Raw genomic sequence first — 14,509 nt, 5'->3', positions numbered from 1 at the left:
AGTCTTCGCGTTCTTTGAGAGGGAGAAGGGCCCGAATAGCAAACCCGCCGCGCTCACTTTTATGGATCTCAATATTCCCTTCGTGAGCATCTATAATCCTGCGAATTATCGCGAGTCCCAGTCCTGTACCTTTGTTGCTACGGGCTTTTTCACCCTGTACGAACGGCTGGAATAGGCGTTGAATGTCTTCTTCTTTGATCCCTGCGCCATCATCTTCAACTTGGAACCAAACATAATCTTCATTTTTACCACTGCTGACTTTGATCCAGCCATTTCCGTAGCGATAAGCGTTGACTATCATGTTGGTAATTGCGCGTTTGATAGCGAGATGGTTACCGTTGAACATCACTGGTCCTGGGACTAAATTGGTTTCAATTTCTCCCACGACGTTGGTTTCAGCAACAACAGCTTCGTTGAGAATAGCGTTAAGGTCGCAAAACTCCATATCCATTTCTTGCCCTGTTTTCAGGTAAGACATGAATTGACCGATGATTGCGTCGCACTCTTCAATATCTTTGTTGATAGATTCAGCGAGATAGCCATCTTCTGGTCCCATCATTTCCGTTGCGAGACGAATGCGGGTTAGTGGCGTTCGAAGGTCATGGCTGACCCCTGCCATTAATACAGTGCGGTCATTTTCGAGGGATTTTATCCCTGCCGCCATATGGTTGAACGAGCGAATAGCCGCGCGAACCTCTGTGGCACCTTTCTCTTGCATCGGCGGCATAACATGCCCCTTACCGACCTCACCCGCGTGATATTCCAGCTCTAATAATGGCTTGTTTTGATAGCGAATATAGAGCCAAACCCCCGCAAAAATCGTGAGGAAGACCGTGAGTGTATAGCGGAAAACTTGAGAAAACTGATTTTGGCCGATTTCGGTGAGCGGAACGCGCACCCAAATATCTGGTGCTAGGTAGGATGTTAACCACAATATCGGATACTCACGCCCAAGTTCCAGATGCACGCTGGCCTTGCCACCCAAGTATTCCGACATGTTTTCACTTAGAAAATCATACTCTTTTGCCCAGTTTAATCCCCCTTCCATCGCCGCTGAATGGGCGTAAAAGGTAATACCGAGCTCATTGTAGATTTTTTTACGTAATGCGGGTGAAACTCGCACTGAGGTTCCATCTTGTAGAACCATTTTCTCTGTCATCAATGTACGTACTTCATAGGCAAGCACTTTATTGAACTGCTGTAAGCTTGGCATCACAACAAAATTCAATACAACCATATAGCTGGTCACAAGGCTTGCGAACAGGAGTGCGACAAACAAAAATAACGAGCGAGAAAATGTACTACGTCGTGAGAACCTCAGTCGCTTCATGCTTTACTTCCATCTGGAACAAATACGTATCCTAAGCCCCAAACGGTTTGAATGTAACGTGGGTGCGCAGGATCTTCTTCAATCATACGGCGTAAACGTGAAATTTGAACGTCGATAGAACGCTCCATCGCACTGTATTCACGACCTCGAGCCAAACTCATCAGCTTGTCACGAGATAATGGTTCGCGTGGATAAGAAACTAATACTTTCAACACCGCAAACTCACCACTGGTTAATGGCATATTCTCTTCGCCTTGGAACATTTCACGGGTTCCGAGGTTCAGTTTGAATTTACCAAAAGTGATGACGGCATCATCTTGCGATGGCGCACCTGGTAGCTCATTCGCTTGGCGACGCAGCACCGCACGAATACGCGCTAACAGTTCACGAGGGTTAAACGGTTTAGGGATATAGTCATCCGCACCAATTTCTAAGCCCACAATACGGTCAACTTCTTCGCCTTTCGCGGTAACCATAATGATTGGAATTGGGTTATTTTGACTACGTAAACGACGGCAAATAGATAAGCCATCTTCCCCAGGAAGCATCAAGTCCAATACGATTAAATGAATAGATTCCCGTGTTAGGATCCTGTCCATCTGTTCAGCATTCGCTGCACTTCTTACCTGAAAACCCTGCTCGGTGAGGTAACGTTCAAGCAGAGCACGTAAACGCATATCATCATCGACGACGAGAACTTTATAACTTTCCTGCATTTATAGCCCCCAAAGTGTGGAATTTTAGAATTATTCTGCTGATGAAAGTAACAAAAATAATATTCATGCCATTAATTTACCATTAACACTAACTTTAATGAATCATTTTACTCGTTAACTGATTAATGGTTTATAGCTAATCTCTAGCACAAAATAGGTGACTTTTCCGCCCGGCGTTGTGACGACCACTTCATCATCAACCTGCTTGCCAATTAATGCGCGAGCGACTGGTGAATCGATAGAAATCCACTGCTTAGCAGGATCAAATTCATCCGCCCCCACTAACCGGAAAATTCTGATATTTTCATTATCATCTTCAAGCTTAACCCATGCGCCAAAAAACACACGCCCCTCTTGTCGAGGATCGGGTTCAACAATTCTAAGCTGATCCAACCTTTTGGATAGAAAACGAATACGGCGGTCTATTTCCCGCAACCGTTTTTTACCGTAGATATATTCTGCGTTTTCGGAACGATCCCCCTGGGCTGCGGCTTCAGAGACAGACTGCGTCACTCGAGGGCGCTCTTCTTTCCAAAGATACTTAAGTTCTTTGTCTAAAGCGTCCCATCCTTCACGGGTAATTAAAAGGCTCTTATTCATCTCATTAAAGGTATATAAATCGGATAATTATAATATTTTATAAAATATAATCTGCGACTTGCCTACCACTAGACAAAAATTCTGTCTGGCAATTCTGTCTACCAGCAAGTATAACTGTGCAGTCTATTTTCACTGTTCTTTGAGTAGGTATTTAAACACGACATGAATGAAACTCTAAGCCAAATTATTGCGGCCGAACTACAAGCCCAACCAAAACAGGTGTTTTCAGCCATTACATTATTGGATGAAGGCAATACCGTCCCATTTATCGCCCGCTACCGTAAAGAGGTTACGGGGGGATTGGATGACACTCAGCTACGTCAGCTAGAGAGCCGTTTAGGGTATTTGAGAGAGTTAAACGACCGTAAGCAAACCATTCTAAAATCCATTGATGAACAAGGTAAGCTTACTCCAGAACTCGCTTCTGCTATCAATACAACGCTGAATAAAACCGAACTCGAAGATCTTTACCTCCCTTACAAACCAAAGCGCCGTACTCGTGGGCAAATTGCTATCGAAGCGGGCTTAGAACCCTTAGCGGATACGCTGTGGAACGATCCAAGCCAGTCACCGGATACACTTGCACAAAGCTATGTTGACGCAGATAAAGGCGTTGCGGATACCAAAGCCGCTTTAGATGGTGCTCGCTACATTTTAATGGAGCGTTTCGCCGAAGATGCTACCTTATTAGCGAAAGTTCGCGACTATATTTGGAAGAATGCGCACATTGTTTCTGTTGTTGCTGATGGCAAACAGACTGAGGGTGTAAAATTTAGCGACTATTTTGATCACCATGAACCCGTTGCTCAAGTTCCTTCACACCGCGCTTTGGCCATGTTCCGTGGTCGCAATGAAGGTGTTTTGCAGTTATCCCTCAACTGCGACCCTCAGTTTGAAGAGCCGCCAAAAGAGAGTTATTGCGAAGAAATTATTACTCGCCATTTAGATGTTCGTTTGAACAATGCCCCCGCTGACCAATGGCGTAAAGCTGTCATCAGTTGGACGTGGCGAGTCAAAGTGTTACTGCACCTAGAAACCGAAATCATGAGCGCCCTGCGCGAGAAAGCGGAAGAAGAAGCAATTAACGTATTCGCCCGTAACCTCAGTGACTTATTGATGGCAGCTCCTGCGGGTATGCGTGCCACGATGGGTCTCGATCCGGGTTTACGTACAGGTGTCAAAGTCGCGGTCGTTGATGCGACGGGTAAAGTCATGGCGACAGATACCATTTACCCGCACACAGGCCAAGCTGCCAAAGCGGCTGCTATCGTTGCCGCATTATGCCAGAAATACCACGTTGAGCTGGTCGCGATTGGTAACGGAACTGCATCACGAGAAACCGAACGCTTCTTTGCTGAAGTGCAAAAACAGTTCCCTGACGTCACGGCGCAAAAAGTCATTGTCAGTGAAGCAGGCGCCTCTGTTTATTCCGCTTCTGAGCTGGCAGCATTAGAATTCCCTGATTTAGACGTATCTCTGCGTGGCGCGGTTTCTATTGCTCGTCGCTTACAAGACCCGCTGGCTGAACTGGTGAAAATCGACCCGAAATCTATTGGTGTCGGCCAATATCAGCATGATGTCAGCCAAACTCAGCTAGCCCGTAAGTTAGATGCAGTCGTTGAAGACTGCGTAAACTCCGTCGGCGTCGATTTAAATACCGCTTCCGTGGCACTACTTACCCGCGTTGCTGGCTTGAGCAAAATGATCGCGCAAAATGTTGTTGATTGGCGTGATGCGAATGGTCAATTCAATGACAGAAAACAGTTACTCAAGGTCGCTCGCTTAGGTCCGAAAGCCTTTGAACAGTGTGCGGGTTTCTTGCGTATCACCAATGGGGATAACCCACTGGATGCCTCAACGGTTCACCCGGAAGCCTACCCAATCGTTGAAAAAATCCTTGAAGCTGTACGTCAGCCACTCAAAGAGATCATGGGCAATTCACAGGTATTAAATGGCTTAAGCCCACGTGAATTTACCACCGAACAGTTTGGGGTTCCTACCGTCACAGACATCATCAAAGAGCTGGAAAAACCGGGCCGTGACCCACGCCCTGAGTTTAAAACGGCAACCTTTGCTGACGGCGTCGAAACGATGAATGACTTAACACCGGGAATGATCTTAGAAGGTGCAGTGACTAACGTCACTAATTTCGGGGCATTTGTGGATATTGGTGTTCATCAAGATGGCCTAGTGCATATTTCTTCCCTTTCAAACAGCTATGTTGAAGATCCTCACAAAGTCGTCAAAACGGGTGACATTGTGAAAGTCAAAGTGCTGGATGTGGATATTGCTCGTAAGCGTATTGCGCTCACTATGCGCTTAGATGAACAAGCGGGTGAAGGTAACAGCGCACCTCGCAGTGCGGCTCCAGCGCAAGATAGAAATACCCGCAAAGCCCCTGCTTCACGAGGGAATGCGCGAGGAAATTCATCATCTAGCTCTGCGTCTAGCAACAGTGCGATGAGTGATGCACTGGCTGCTGCTTTTGGTAAAAAGCGCTAAGATATGATGCCCTTGCTGTTTCATCGGTAAGGGCATTTATTAAAATGTATTCAATCATCTCTCCGTACTTAATTTAAACATATTCCATTTTTCTTATAGAAATAAATTAAATAACTAATTCAATTTATTATCTGCATTTTGTCTTATTTAATTATATTAATTAACAATACTAACATCTGCCTTTTCGTTTTAAAAAACTCCGCCAACTAAATCCCTTTTTGATCCACATCATTTAATATTGCCCGAAAAAGAGGCTAAATATAATCATGGTAGATGATTATGATTCTCATTGTTAATTAGATTTAATTTTATCTTCCATTCTATTTCTTTTAAAGATAACCACTTTTATAATAATAATTATCAATATTATTCTTAATAACACTCTCTGTAATTTAACATCGCAGTTTTCATGTTAAATCAACAGAATAAACCGTAATTGGAAGGTACTATGTCCATACTTCCTCAATGCAGTTATAAAATACTTGGCTTTTCACCAGAGATAAGTCCGGCCTATCGCCAAAAATTACTTTCCCTCGGTCTGCTTCCAGGCTCAGTGTTCAAAGTTGTGCGCGTAGCGCCGTTTGGTGATCCCGTGCAAATTGAAACTCATCGCGTCAGCTTAGTATTACGCAAAAAAGATTTAGCTCTGATTAACTTAGATGAAGCTCAAGCGAACTAATTATTTTTGGATTAATTCCAATAAAGATTTTCATTTTCACGACTGGCATACACTATGAAACCATTAACTATCGGCCTTATTGGCAACCCTAACGCAGGTAAAACAACCTTGTTTAACCAGTTAACAGGGTCACGTCAGCGCGTCGGTAACTGGGCAGGAGTGACCGTCGAACGTAAAGTTGGACGCTTCCACACACCTGAACACAAGATTGAACTCGTTGATTTACCAGGTACTTATTCCCTTACAACTATCTCAGAGCAAACCTCCCTCGATGAGCAAATCGCCTGCTACTTTATTTTAAGTGGCGAAGCCGACATGTTGATCAACGTGGTGGATGCCTCAAACCTCGAGCGCAATTTATATCTGACATTACAGCTTGTTGAACTAGGTGTTCCCTGCATCGTCGCACTGAACATGCTGGATATTGCCAAAAGCCAACATATCGATATTGATGTTAAACAGCTCGAAAAACAGCTCGGTTGCCCTGTTATCCCAATGGTCTCTACCCGTGCAACTGGCCTTGAACAGCTCAAACAAGCGATTGATAGCCATCCTCAAAATAGCCAACAGGCCCTAGTGCAATATCCGCCACAACTGTTACAAACCGTGGATATGCTTTCAGAGCAAATTTCTGCTCAGCAATTTAGTCAGCAGCAGCGCCGTTGGTTAGCTCTCCAGATTTTAGAAGGCGATATTTATAGCCGCCAACGAGCTGATATCTCTGAGCAAGTATTTGCTGAAACTCGCCTTAGACTTAAAGATACCTTGCAAGAAGAACCCGAGTTGCTCATTGCGGACGCTCGCTATCAATCCATTGCCTCAATTTGTGACGCCGCGATTAATAACAGTGCCGCTGAGCCGAATAAACTCACTCAAGCGCTGGATAAATTTATCTTGAACCGCTGGCTTGGCGTGCCAATTTTCTTGTTCGTGATGTATCTAATGTTCGTCCTTGCGATCAATATCGGTGGTGCTTTACAACCGTTCTTTGAAGGGGCCTCTGAAGCTATCTTTATTCATGGTATTCAATGGATTGGAGCAACAGCAAACTTCCCTGATTGGTTGACCGTTTTCCTTGCTCAAGGTGTTGGCGGTGGTATCAATACCGTTCTGCCTCTGGTGCCACAAATCGGCATGATGTATCTGTTCTTATCTATCTTGGAAGACTCAGGCTATATGGCTCGAGCAGCTTTCGTTATGGATAGACTGATGCAATCTCTTGGTTTACCGGGTAAATCTTTTGTTCCATTAATTGTTGGCTTCGGTTGTAACGTACCTTCTATCATGGGAGCAAGAACCTTAGATGCACCTCGTGAACGCTTGATCACCGTGCTTATGGCACCGTTTATGTCCTGCGGTGCTCGCTTAGCTATCTTCGCAGTATTTGCAGCGGCATTCTTTGGTAAAAACGGCGCAAGCGTCGTGTTCTCCCTCTACATTCTCGGTATTGTCGTGGCAATCCTAACAGGCCTGCTACTGAAACATACTTTGATGCGCGGTGAAGCGTCCCCGTTTGTGATGGAACTGCCGGTCTACCATGTACCTCATGCAAAAACATTGCTTATCCAAACTTGGCAGCGTTTAAAAGGCTTTGTGATCCGTGCAGGTAAAGTCATTGTGGTAGCGAGTATTTTTATCGGTGCGCTAAATAGCTTTTCGTTATCCGGCAAGCCTGTGGACAACATTAATGACTCTGCGCTGGCTTCCGTCAGTAAAGTGATCACCCCAGTATTACAGCCTATCGGCGTACACAATGATAACTGGCAAGCGACTGTAGGTTTGATCACCGGTGCAATGGCTAAAGAAGTGGTGGTTGGGACCTTAAATACCCTGTACACCGCCGAAGCGATTACCAGTGAACCTTTCGATGCAGAATCGTTCGACCTGCTCGATGAGTTAGGTGCGGCAGTCACGGATACGTGGGATAGCTTAAAAGAGACATTCTCCATCAGTGCATTATCCAACCCAATCGAAGCGAGTATGGGTGATGCCGAGATGGCAACAGGCTCCATGGGTACCATGGCAGCGAAATTTGGTTCAGATATCGCCGCTTATAGTTACCTAATCTTTGTGCTGCTGTATGTGCCTTGTGTGTCAGTAATGGGAGCAATCGCCCGTGAAACCAACAAAAGCTGGATGACATTCTCTATTCTGTGGGGATTAAACGTGGCTTATAGCCTCGCAGCACTGTTCTATCAAACAGCTACATTTAGCGAACATCCACAAAGCAGCTTGATCACCATTGGCGCGGTGCTACTGTTTAATATTGTACTGATCACCGCTCTACGCCGTATGCGCAGCCGTGTGACGTTTAATATTAAATCCAAAACAGCGCAACAATGTTCAGGTTGTTCTAACAACAGTTGCCACTAAGGAAAATACGATGGTCAGCTTGCTGCAAGTCCGAGATTTAATTGCATTATATGGGCAAGCTGACATTGCGCTTCTGAGTTCTCAACTAAACGCCCCTGCTGCACTGGTCAATGCCATGGCTGAAAAACTGGTCAGTATGGGGAAAATTGAAAAAATCGATGTGAGCGCGTGCCTTACGGGTACCAGTTGTAAAGGATGCCCCGAGAGTCACGATTGCTCACATTTTGTCTATAAGATTAAATAGTTGTTTTCATCTCAGCGAATCAGCTTCTAATACACTGATTTAGTTCAATGATTTCGCAAACTGAACCAATGTTTCACAAAACTCATCGGGATGAGAAATAAACGGCGCATGAGCGCTATTACGCATCACAACGGATAATGAATTGGGATACAACTCATCTAATTTCCCTGCGATTTTACGCGGGACCAAGCCATCTAAATAACCATAAACGCGTAAGAAAGGCACCTGTAAATGGGTGAGTTCCTCTCGTAAATCTTCAGTACGTAAAGATTCCAGCCCCATATTCAAGGCTTCAACCGATGGCATTGGCAACGCCAATACCACAGATTTCAATGTACGCGCATCCTCACGGGCGCTTTCAGTTCCCAATGTTTGCAGTGCCAGAAAACGCTCAACGGTACGCTGGAAATTTTCAGCCAGCATCTGCTCAAAATTAAGTAAGACTTCGGGCTTGATACCTTGCCACTCATCATGAGCCCCAAAGCAAGGGGAAGATGCCACGGTGATTAAGGCTTTTACCTCATTAGGGTGATCAAGCGCGATACGGCTTGCTACTAACCCACCTAAAGACCACCCCAGCCAAATCGCATTTTTAGGTGCTTGTTCCCACACAACATTGGCCATTGATTGAATGGTCATCGGAGTGAAATCGTGACTACGCCCATAACCCGGTAAATCAACTAAATGGATGCGAAATTGCGAAGCCAGTCGAGGAATAATTGTTTGCCAGACTTCGGCATTCAGTCCCCATCCGTGCAGTAACACAATATCTTGTTTTCCGTCACCCACTGTCTGCCAATATAACGTCGCCATGGTTACACTCTCTTCAATGTTATTTTCATTCTGATTTTTCAATCTAGGACTCGCCTATGCTAGCAATGGAAGGGGTCTGTTGGCTATGCCGGCAGTTATTAAAAATTCCCCAGCAAGGAATATGCAGCTTTTGTATCAAAAACTTACCGCCAATGCCGAAGGTTTGTCCACAATGCGCTCTTCCTTGTGAATATCATCAATTTCCTTGCGGGCGCTGCCTTGTACAGCCACCGCCTTGGCAAAGGTTGATTACCGTAACGCCATATCAAGCGCCATTACGCCAGCTTATCCATCAATATAAATTTCGTTATCAACCCCAGTTAGCTATCCCCCTGACGCGGATATTTTTACTTTATTGGCTGAATGGATATCGCCAACAGCAATGGAAAAAACCCGACTTATTGATAACCATACCTCCCCACCCTCGACGATGTTGGCGTCGAGGATTTGATCACATGGCATTAATTGGTGGTAATTTAACCACATGGTTAAATATTGCCTATTCGCAAAATTCATTATTGCGCTCTCGTGATACACTGGCGCAAGTTTCATTAACACGTAAGCAGCGCCGCAATAACCTAAAAGAGGCATTTACCCTTGAAACTTCGGTTTCAGGTCTACACATAGCTATTATTGATGATGTGATTACAACTGGCTCAACCATGCATGCCGCCGCTCAATTGTTGATTTGTGCGGGAGCGCATACTGTTGACGCGTGGTCACTCTGTCGCACCTTGTAGGATGGGTGTAAATGGGCGTATTATAACCAACTAAAGCAGTCAACTATTATTGAGCAAGAGATTATGATTAATATTACAGAAGCAGCACAGACTCACTTCTCCAAGTTATTGGAAAGCCAAGAGTCAGGAACCCAAATTCGAGTATTTGTCATTAACCCAGGCACACCAACCGCTGAGTGTGGTGTTTCTTATTGCCCTCCTGGTGCCGTAGAAGCCACCGATAAAGAGCTGAAGTTTGAAAAACTCTCTGCTTATGTTGATGAAATTAGCGCTCCATTCTTAGAAGATGCTGAGATTGATTTCGTCACAGACCAATTAGGCTCTCAGTTAACCTTAAAAGCACCGAACGCGAAAATGCGTAAAGTGTCTGAAGATGCGCCATTAATTGAGCGTGTTGAATACGTTTTACAATCACAAATTAATCCACAATTAGCGAGCCATGGCGGTCGTGTTTCCTTAATGGAAATCACCGAAGATGGTTTTGCTATCCTGCAATTCGGCGGCGGCTGTAATGGTTGCTCCATGGTCGATGTGACGCTGAAAGAAGGTATCGAAAAAGAATTACTGAAAATGTTCGAAGGTGAATTAAAAGGTGTTAAAGACCTGACTGAGCACCAACGCGGCGAGCACTCTTTCTACTAATAGATTCTGCTCACCCGCATTTTCTACTGAGTATTAGAGCATCCTCAGCACTCCTGTGGATGCTCTTTCATGACATTTCCCCTAATTTTCCGGTATTTTATGGACCATTTTGAGACACTAACACCTGAACAAGCTTATCAGCACTGGCTAGATGGCACTGCTATCCTTGTCGATGTTCGCGATCCCCAAAGTTTTCGTGCTGGTCACGCGACAGGCGCTTACCACTTAACCAATGAATCACTTCACCCGTTTGTCGAAAAAACAGATTACGAACAAACGATTATGGTGATGTGCTACCACGGTCACAGCAGCCAAGGTGCGGCGCAATACTTAATTAATATTGGTTTTGAATCTGTATATAGCATTAATGGCGGATTTGAGGCATGGTCACGGGAATACCCACAAGCCATAACGGCGCTCTAAACGAGACAACGTATTTATGATCCACATTATCTCTTTTGAAAACCCACGGATGGCTCAAGCGTTTGTCGATTATATGGCTGGACAAAATATCCAACTACAACTCCATCCTTCCAACGACCAACAACATTATGAACTTTGGCTCGCCGATGAGCAGCATACTGAGCAAGTACGCCAAGAGTTAGAAACCTTTTTGCGTAACCCTAATGATCCTCGTTACCTCGAAGCCAGCTGGCAAACGGGTCGCACAGATGCCCAATTTCAGTATCGAAACTATCTGACATTCAGTTATTTAAAACAGCAATCAGGCCCATTAACTATCGCCGTTATTTTGCTGTCTATCGCGGTCTATCTTTGGGTCACCCTGACAGATCCCCGTGTCGTTCTATACTATCTAGGTTGGCCTATTGGTGATCAGCAAAGTGAATTGTGGCGTTGGATAAGCCCAGCGTTCGTTCACTTTTCTATTTCGCACATCGGTTTCAACCTTGCGCTCTGGTGGTTTCTTGCCGGGCAAGTTGAGAAAAAAATGGGCACAGGAAAACTGTTCACCATTTTATTAGTCTCCGCATTATTCAGTAACTGGGGTCAATCCCTATTCAGTGAAAATAACTTCGGCGGCTTATCGGGTGTCGTTTATGCACTGGTTAGCTATGTTTGGCTCACTGGCGAACGTCGCCCAGAAATTGGTATCGGCATCCCTCGCGGGCTCATGGTATTCTCAATTATCTGGTTATTTTTCGGTTACTTTGACTTGCTTGGTATGGACATTGCTAATGCCGCACATACTTCAGGGTTAATTATCGGATTATTGATGGGAATATGGGATAATAGGCTCAGTTTTAAACACCAAGGTTCCAAATAGAACATTTTATAATTAGAGGCTAATGCTGTGAAACAAACCCAGAGACATGATGCAATTGTTGAACTTGTGCGTCTTCAGGGATATGTCAGTACTGAAGAACTTGTCGAACAGTTTGAGGTTAGCCCTCAGACCATTCGCCGAGACCTCAATGATCTTGCTGAACAAAATAAAATCCTACGACACCATGGTGGCGCAGCCTTGCCTTCGAGTTCCGTCAATACCGCCTATAATGACCGCAAAACTATGTGGTCTGAAGAAAAGGCGCGTATTGCTCAACGTGTGGCAAGCCAAATTCCTGACGGCGCGACCCTATTTATTGATATTGGCACAACCCCTGAGGCTGTTGCTCACGCATTGGTTAATCATAAAAACCTGCGAGTAGTGACCAACAACTTGAACGTCGCAACATTGCTCATGGCAAAAGAGGATTTTCGTTTGATCCTTGCAGGCGGTGAAGTTCGTTCTCGCGATGGCGGAATTGTCGGTGAAGCTACCCTCGACTTTATCTCTCAGTTTAGGCTGGATTACGGCATCCTGGGGATCAGCGGGATTGATATGGACGGCTCATTGCTTGAGTTTGATTATCATGAAGTGCGCACCAAGCGCGCGATTATCGAAAATTCTCGTCATGTCATGTTGGTTACCGACCACTCCAAATTTGGTCGAAATGCGATGGTAAATTTAGGCAATATGAACCTAATCAATACCTTGTTTACCACCCAAGCGCCTCCAGCCAGTATCCTAAAGGTTATCGAACAGCATAACGTTCAATTAGAGCTCTGCTAACCCCCTAGCTTTAACCTCCCAATGATGGTAGCTTGCCTACCATCAATTCTTATTTTTTCCTTTCTTTTCATTCTGTTGTCATCCCTTTGTCATATTGCCAACTTATTAAACAGATTAAATTTATACACAAAATGTTATTAGCATCACGCGCTTGTTATTTTTATGGATTACAGGTTGGCAGACGTACAAAATTTGATTACAATCAAATGAGCGAAAACGAACATTATAGAAAATGGTTCGAACATCTCAGGGGGATGCATGGAAACGAAAGACTTGATTGTAATTGGCGGCGGAATCAACGGCGCTGGTATTGCGGCTGATGCTGCTGGGCGTGGATTATCTGTACTGCTGCTTGAATCTCAAGACTTAGCGAGTGCAACTTCATCTGCAAGTTCGAAACTAATCCACGGTGGTTTACGCTACCTCGAACATTATGAATTTAGACTGGTGAGTGAAGCACTTGCAGAGCGTGAAGTCTTATTGCGACTGGCTCCGCATATCGCATTTCCAATGCGCTTCCGTCTACCTCATCAGCCTCACTTACGCCCAGCTTGGATGATCCGTATCGGCCTGTTCCTGTACGACCATTTAGGTAAACGCGTTAGTCTGCCAAGCAGCAAGAGCTTAAAATTCAACCAGAATTCTGTGTTAAAACCTGAACTAACCAAAGGTTTCGAATACTCAGATTGTTGGGTTGATGATGCGCGTTTAGTAGTATTGAACGCTCAAGAAGTAGTACGCAAGAACGGTGAAGTGCGCACTCGTACAAAAGTGACTCGCGCATACCGTGAAGGTGGTCTTTGGGTGGTTGAAGCTCAAGACTTACGTACTGGCGAAACTCATACTTGGAAAGCTAAAGGTCTGGTCAATGCAACAGGACCTTGGGTTAAAGAGTTCTTCGATGACGGCTTAAAACTGAAATCCCCTTATGGTATTCGTCTGATCAAAGGCAGCCATATCGTGGTTCCACGCGCTCACGATGAACCACAAGCATATATCCTACAAAACGAAGATAACCGAATTGTCTTTGTGATCCCTTGGATGGATGAATTCTCAATTATTGGTACCACCGATGTTGAGTACAAAGGGGATCCAAAAGATGTGAAAATTGACGAAAACGAAGTTAATTATCTGCTGAAAGTGTATAACGACCACTTCAAAAAACAGCTGACTAAACAAGATATTGTGTGGGATTACTCTGGTGTTCGCCCTCTGTGTGATGACGAGTCAGACTCTCCACAAGCTATCACTCGTGACTACACTTTAGATATTCACGATGAAGAGGGTAAAGCGCCATTACTGTCAGTCTTCGGTGGTAAATTAACGACTTACCGTAAACTGGCTGAAGCAGCTGTGGGTAAATTAGCGGCGTACTACCCTAACGCTAGCGGTCCATGGACTAAAAATGGTCAGTTACCGGGTGGCGATATCGAAGGTTGTGACCGCGATGGTTACGCACGTGTATTAACCCAGCATTACCCATGGCTCCCAGAAGGCTTAGCACTGCGTTATGCAAGAACTTACGGCAGCAACAGTAAGTTGATTTTAGCAGGTGCAAACTCACTGTCTGATTTAGGTGAAGCATTTGCCGCAAACGTCTATGAAGCTGAATTACGCTACTTAGTCGAAAATGAGTGGGTTGTAGAATTAGACGATGCAATTTGGCGTCGTACCAAATTGGGCATGTGGCTGAACGACGCTGAGAAACAGCACATTGCACAATGGCTTGCAGAGCACACTAAAGTGGCTGTGACAGCATAATCTCGCAAGAGATACGCAGTAAAGATAGAATCGTAAAA

General features: G+C 44.8%; 14 protein-coding genes. 10 read left to right on the top strand and 4 right to left on the bottom strand.

Features of this window, described 5'->3' with window-relative positions; genetic code table 11:
* The 3 genes from envZ to greB form a co-directional block, all read right to left on the bottom strand.
* Nucleotides 1-1,330, bottom strand: a 1,330-nt coding sequence (gene envZ / locus GKR71_RS15955) for a two-component system sensor histidine kinase EnvZ (protein WP_154634546.1), incomplete at its 3' end; no start/stop codon positions are given.
* Nucleotides 1,327-2,046, bottom strand: a complete 720-nt coding sequence (ompR, locus tag GKR71_RS15950) for an osmolarity response regulator transcription factor OmpR (RefSeq protein ID WP_036948456.1) — start codon at nucleotides 2,044-2,046, stop codon at nucleotides 1,327-1,329. The genes envZ and ompR, both read right to left, overlap by 4 nt.
* Nucleotides 2,047-2,160: 114 nt before the next feature.
* Nucleotides 2,161-2,646, bottom strand: coding sequence for a transcription elongation factor GreB (gene greB / locus GKR71_RS15945; protein WP_036948453.1), 486 nt, complete (start codon nucleotides 2,644-2,646; stop codon nucleotides 2,161-2,163).
* Nucleotides 2,647-2,808: 162 nt separating this feature from the next.
* Between greB and GKR71_RS15940 the strand changes: the two genes are divergently transcribed.
* The 4 genes from GKR71_RS15940 to GKR71_RS15925 all read left to right on the top strand — a co-directional run bounded on the left by GKR71_RS15940 (nucleotide 2,809) and on the right by GKR71_RS15925 (nucleotide 8,444).
* Nucleotides 2,809-5,148, top strand: coding sequence for a Tex family protein (locus tag GKR71_RS15940; protein ID WP_036948450.1), 2,340 nt, complete (start codon nucleotides 2,809-2,811; stop codon nucleotides 5,146-5,148).
* A 448-nt stretch (nucleotides 5,149-5,596) separates the two neighbouring features.
* Nucleotides 5,597-5,827 (top strand): ferrous iron transporter A, encoded by a 231-nt coding sequence (feoA, locus tag GKR71_RS15935; RefSeq protein WP_036948447.1) that lies wholly within the window; start codon nucleotides 5,597-5,599, stop codon nucleotides 5,825-5,827.
* Nucleotides 5,828-5,881: 54 nt separating this feature from the next.
* Nucleotides 5,882-8,200 (top strand): Fe(2+) transporter permease subunit FeoB, encoded by a 2,319-nt coding sequence (gene feoB, locus GKR71_RS15930; protein ID WP_036948444.1) that lies wholly within the window; start codon nucleotides 5,882-5,884, stop codon nucleotides 8,198-8,200.
* 10 nt (nucleotides 8,201-8,210) lie between these two features.
* Nucleotides 8,211-8,444 (top strand): FeoC-like transcriptional regulator, encoded by a 234-nt coding sequence (locus GKR71_RS15925; protein WP_036948442.1) that lies wholly within the window; start codon nucleotides 8,211-8,213, stop codon nucleotides 8,442-8,444.
* A gap of 39 nt (nucleotides 8,445-8,483) precedes the next feature.
* On the opposite strand, the gene bioH is transcribed toward GKR71_RS15925, so the two are convergent.
* Nucleotides 8,484-9,257 (bottom strand): pimeloyl-ACP methyl ester esterase BioH, encoded by a 774-nt coding sequence (gene bioH / locus GKR71_RS15920; protein ID WP_154609438.1) that lies wholly within the window; start codon nucleotides 9,255-9,257, stop codon nucleotides 8,484-8,486.
* Between the two features lie 56 nt (nucleotides 9,258-9,313).
* Here bioH and GKR71_RS15915 point away from each other — a divergent pair, with 56 nt between their 5' ends.
* From GKR71_RS15915 to glpD, 6 genes are all read left to right on the top strand, one after another.
* The gene (locus GKR71_RS15915; RefSeq protein WP_108478700.1) at nucleotides 9,314-9,997 is read left to right on the top strand and encodes a phosphoribosyltransferase family protein; all 684 of its coding nucleotides are present in this window, start codon (nucleotides 9,314-9,316) and stop codon (nucleotides 9,995-9,997) included.
* Nucleotides 9,998-10,060: 63 nt separating this feature from the next.
* Nucleotides 10,061-10,639 (top strand): Fe-S biogenesis protein NfuA, encoded by a 579-nt coding sequence (nfuA, locus tag GKR71_RS15910; protein ID WP_036948432.1) that lies wholly within the window; start codon nucleotides 10,061-10,063, stop codon nucleotides 10,637-10,639.
* A gap of 99 nt (nucleotides 10,640-10,738) precedes the next feature.
* A complete protein-coding gene (glpE, locus tag GKR71_RS15905) occupies nucleotides 10,739-11,062 on the top strand; it encodes a thiosulfate sulfurtransferase GlpE (RefSeq protein WP_036948430.1) in 324 nt (107 codons plus the stop codon).
* Between the two features lie 16 nt (nucleotides 11,063-11,078).
* The gene (glpG, locus tag GKR71_RS15900) at nucleotides 11,079-11,924 is read left to right on the top strand and encodes a rhomboid family intramembrane serine protease GlpG (RefSeq protein WP_154599868.1); all 846 of its coding nucleotides are present in this window, start codon (nucleotides 11,079-11,081) and stop codon (nucleotides 11,922-11,924) included.
* 27 nt (nucleotides 11,925-11,951) lie between these two features.
* Nucleotides 11,952-12,710 carry a DeoR/GlpR family transcriptional regulator gene (locus tag GKR71_RS15895; RefSeq protein ID WP_036948423.1) on the top strand — a complete coding sequence of 253 codons (759 nt, stop codon included), beginning with the start codon at nucleotides 11,952-11,954 and terminating at the stop codon, nucleotides 12,708-12,710.
* A gap of 258 nt (nucleotides 12,711-12,968) precedes the next feature.
* Nucleotides 12,969-14,471, top strand: coding sequence for a glycerol-3-phosphate dehydrogenase (gene glpD / locus GKR71_RS15890; protein WP_036948421.1), 1,503 nt, complete (start codon nucleotides 12,969-12,971; stop codon nucleotides 14,469-14,471).
* The last annotated feature ends 38 nt before the right edge of the window (nucleotides 14,472-14,509 follow it).

This window comes from Providencia sp. wls1922 (genome assembly GCF_009706505.1).
Classification (GTDB): domain Bacteria; phylum Pseudomonadota; class Gammaproteobacteria; order Enterobacterales; family Enterobacteriaceae; genus Providencia; species Providencia lanzhouensis.
This window is presented reverse-complemented; position numbering and strand designations above follow the sequence as displayed.

Bases quoted from the DNA above. Each gene is read 5' to 3' on its own strand.
- ompR (WP_036948456.1), bottom strand. From the start codon at position 2,046: ATGCAGGAAAGTTATAAAGTTCTCGTCGTCGATGATGATATGCGTTTA.
- greB (WP_036948453.1), bottom strand. From the start codon at position 2,646: ATGAATAAGAGCCTTTTAATTACCCGTGAAGGATGGGACGCTTTAGAC.
- GKR71_RS15940 (WP_036948450.1), top strand. From the start codon at position 2,809: ATGAATGAAACTCTAAGCCAAATTATTGCGGCCGAACTACAAGCCCAA.
- feoA (WP_036948447.1), top strand. From the start codon at position 5,597: ATGTCCATACTTCCTCAATGCAGTTATAAAATACTTGGCTTTTCACCA.
- feoB (WP_036948444.1), top strand. From the start codon at position 5,882: ATGAAACCATTAACTATCGGCCTTATTGGCAACCCTAACGCAGGTAAA.
- GKR71_RS15925 (WP_036948442.1), top strand. From the start codon at position 8,211: ATGGTCAGCTTGCTGCAAGTCCGAGATTTAATTGCATTATATGGGCAA.
- bioH (WP_154609438.1), bottom strand. From the start codon at position 9,257: ATGGCGACGTTATATTGGCAGACAGTGGGTGACGGAAAACAAGATATT.
- GKR71_RS15915 (WP_108478700.1), top strand. From the start codon at position 9,314: ATGCTAGCAATGGAAGGGGTCTGTTGGCTATGCCGGCAGTTATTAAAA.
- nfuA (WP_036948432.1), top strand. From the start codon at position 10,061: ATGATTAATATTACAGAAGCAGCACAGACTCACTTCTCCAAGTTATTG.
- glpE (WP_036948430.1), top strand. From the start codon at position 10,739: ATGGACCATTTTGAGACACTAACACCTGAACAAGCTTATCAGCACTGG.
- glpG (WP_154599868.1), top strand. From the start codon at position 11,079: ATGATCCACATTATCTCTTTTGAAAACCCACGGATGGCTCAAGCGTTT.
- glpD (WP_036948421.1), top strand. From the start codon at position 12,969: ATGGAAACGAAAGACTTGATTGTAATTGGCGGCGGAATCAACGGCGCT.